This is a genomic window from Rhizobium leucaenae USDA 9039 (assembly GCF_000426285.1).
In the GTDB taxonomy this organism is placed as follows: domain Bacteria; phylum Pseudomonadota; class Alphaproteobacteria; order Rhizobiales; family Rhizobiaceae; genus Rhizobium; species Rhizobium leucaenae.
In genome coordinates this window covers 1-2,623 of sequence record NZ_AUFB01000082.1, presented here as the reverse complement: position 1 = coordinate 2,623, position 2,623 = coordinate 1, and the positions used below count along the sequence as shown (strand labels likewise).

Sequence of the window (2,623 nt, the reverse complement as noted above, 5' to 3'; positions counted from 1 at the left end):
TGCGTATTCCGATGAAGCCGGCCATCGATTCCGATTTGAAGCCGGCCAGTCATTCCGATTTCATTCCGGCCGCCGTTCCGATTTGAAGCCGGCCATTTTTCGGACTGATCCTGGGTCCCGTTGATGTTGGGTTGGGTTTCGTTTCAGGTCAAGCTTGGAGTGTTTCGGACGCTATTGGCGAACGCTGTTTTCGCATGCTTTCGCCGGTGAGATCGATGCGATAGGCGTTGTGAACGAGGCGGTCCAATATGGCATCGGCGAGTGTGGGGTTTGCAATAATTTCCCACCAGCGATCCAGCGGCACCTGACTGGTGACGATCGTCGAGCGCCGCTCATAGCGGTCTTCGATGATCTCGAGGAGATCGCGCCGCTGATCGTCATTGAGCTTTTCCGGTCCCCAGTCGTCAAGGACAAGCAGGTCGGTCTTGGCCAGCGATTTGAGGATACGGCCATATCTGCCGTCGCCTCTTGCCAGCGCGAGCGTGGCAAACAGCCTGGGAACGCGATGATAGGCGACGGAGAAATCCTCGCGGCACGCCTTGTGACCAAGCGCGCAGGCAAGCCAGCTTTTGCCGACACCGGCCGGCCCGGTGATGAGGAGGCTGTGATGCTTGCGGATCCAGTCGCAGCCGGCAAGGTTCATGAACAGGTTGCGGTCGAGACCACGTGCGGCACGAAAGTCGGCATTCTCGATCTGCGCATCATGACGCAGCTTGGCAGCTCTGGCGCGGGCTTCGAAGCGCTTCTGTCGGCGCATGGTAGCCTCTCGTTCGAGCAGGATGGCAAGCCATTCTCCATGCTCGAGGCCGCGCGCCTCGGATTGTGCTTCGAGCTCCTGGAAGGCCGTGGCCATGCCGTGAAGGCCGAGTTCGCGCAGCATATCGATGGTGGGATTGATCAGCATTGGTTTGTCTCCTCAATGAAAGTAATCAGGGCCACGCAGATTGGCGTGATCGACAATGGCAGTCGGTTCGGTGGAATGGCGTGCGGCTTTGTGGTTAGCCAGGAGCGAGGCAATGCTCTTGCAGTTCAGCCCGCCGATCTCGACAGCGCGGGCTGATACAGCCTCGGCACGACTGGGTTCGATGTCGCGAAACAGGCGCAGCACGCCCAGGCATGTTCGAAAGCCCTGTTCGGGATGCGGGCGACTGGCAAGGATTGCGATGACCAAACCTTCGGTCTGAGGGCCGATGGATGCGCCCCAGCGTCGAAAGCGATCCGGTGTCCATTCGGCATAGCGCCGGTGGGAACTGGGCATGTGATCCGGGTCGGTTCCATGACGAGGACCGCCATACCGGCGCTGATGCACGGCGACGCGCTTACCGCGGTGGAAGATCTCGATCGTGCGTGCTGTCGCCCTCAGATCGACCTGCTGGCGAATGAGACTGTGCGGCACGGAATAGAGGAAGGTTTTGAACTCGACGTGGTAATCCGTCGAGACGCGGGCCAAACGCCATTCGGCGAATTCGTAGTCTTCACTCGGAAGGCTTGCGAGCGCGGCACGCTCGACACCCTCAAACAGTTGCCGGCGACTGACGCCCAGCCGGCGCATCACGTGGTCGTTGATGCGATCGAGTGCCTGGCTGATGGCGGCATTGGCCTCCGCCAGCGAGAAGAAGGTCTGATTGCGCAGCCGCCCCAAAATGCAGGACTGGGCGAAACGGACTCCATTCTCCACTTTCGATTTGTCCTTTGGGCGCCGCGGTCGTGCCGGAAGAACGCCGACGCCATAGTGAGAGGCCATCATGCCGTAGCTGCGGTTGATCTCGGGATCGTAAAAGCTGGCGCGGCTAACGCCCGACTTCAGATTGTCGGGGACGATCAGCCGGGGAACGCCACCCAGGAAACGAAACATCCGCACATGCGAGCCGATCCAGTCCGGGAGCGTTTGCGTCCAAGTCGCCTCAGCATAGGTGAAGCTCGATGCACCGAGCACCGCCACGAAGATCTCCGCCTCGCGGATCTCGCCGGTCTTGCGATCAACGATCGGGATCTTCTTGCCGGAATAGTCGACGAACACCTTGTCGCCGGCCGCATGCTCCTGGCGCATCGTCGGTGAAAGCCGCTGTTGGAAACCACGCAGGAGTTCACAAAAGCGGCTATAGCCGTAACCGTCGGGGTGCGACCCACGATACTCCTCCCATAGGATGAGCATGGTAACGCCGGGCTTCTTGAGCTCGATGGCAAGATCGGCCCAGTTGGGTTCGACCCGCCTTCTCGTGCCGTGTTTGATGCCGTTGCGAGCGAAGAGTTTGCTCTCGAGCGCATCGTCAGTAAGGTCCCCAGGCAAGGGCCAGTTTAACCCAGCCGCCGCTGCGCGCTGCAGATTATCCTGCACCGTGCTACGCGCAATTCCCAACACGACGGCAATCTCACGCGAGCTGGTTCCGCTTGCTGCAAGCCGCAGCATTTGTCGCAAATGTCTCATGGTCAGCCTTCTCTTTGCCGGCATCAAAATCCCCTCGTTCACCGCGAGGTATTTGATGCCAAAGTTGCTGACCCAGGGAGTGATGTTCAGTGTCGAAAACTGGCCGGTCTTTGATCGGAACGGTGGCCGGCTTCAAATCGGAATGGTGGCCGGTCTTTGATCGGATTGGCGGCCGGCTTCACGTCGGAATCCGCA

Annotated in this window: 3 protein-coding genes; 1 reads left to right on the top strand and 2 read right to left on the bottom strand. The window is 59.9% G+C overall.

What is annotated here, in order from left to right:
• Positions 1-148 precede the first annotated feature (148 nt).
• Both istB and istA read right to left on the bottom strand, forming a co-directional pair.
• Positions 149-904 carry an IS21-like element helper ATPase IstB gene (istB, locus tag K290_RS0133205; RefSeq protein ID WP_028755397.1) on the bottom strand — a complete coding sequence of 252 codons (756 nt, stop codon included), beginning with the start codon at positions 902-904 and terminating at the stop codon, positions 149-151.
• A 12-nt stretch (positions 905-916) separates the two neighbouring features.
• Complete coding sequence (gene istA, locus K290_RS0133200) at positions 917-2,428, bottom strand: IS21 family transposase (protein ID WP_156765808.1); 1,512 nt, start codon at positions 2,426-2,428, stop codon at positions 917-919.
• On the opposite strand from istA, the gene K290_RS38145 reads away from it, so the two are divergent.
• Positions 2,427-2,588 carry a hypothetical protein gene (locus tag K290_RS38145; protein WP_154668597.1) on the top strand — a complete coding sequence of 54 codons (162 nt, stop codon included), beginning with the start codon at positions 2,427-2,429 and terminating at the stop codon, positions 2,586-2,588. The two genes, istA and K290_RS38145, sit on opposite strands and share 2 nt — an antisense overlap.
• Positions 2,589-2,623 lie beyond the last annotated feature (35 nt).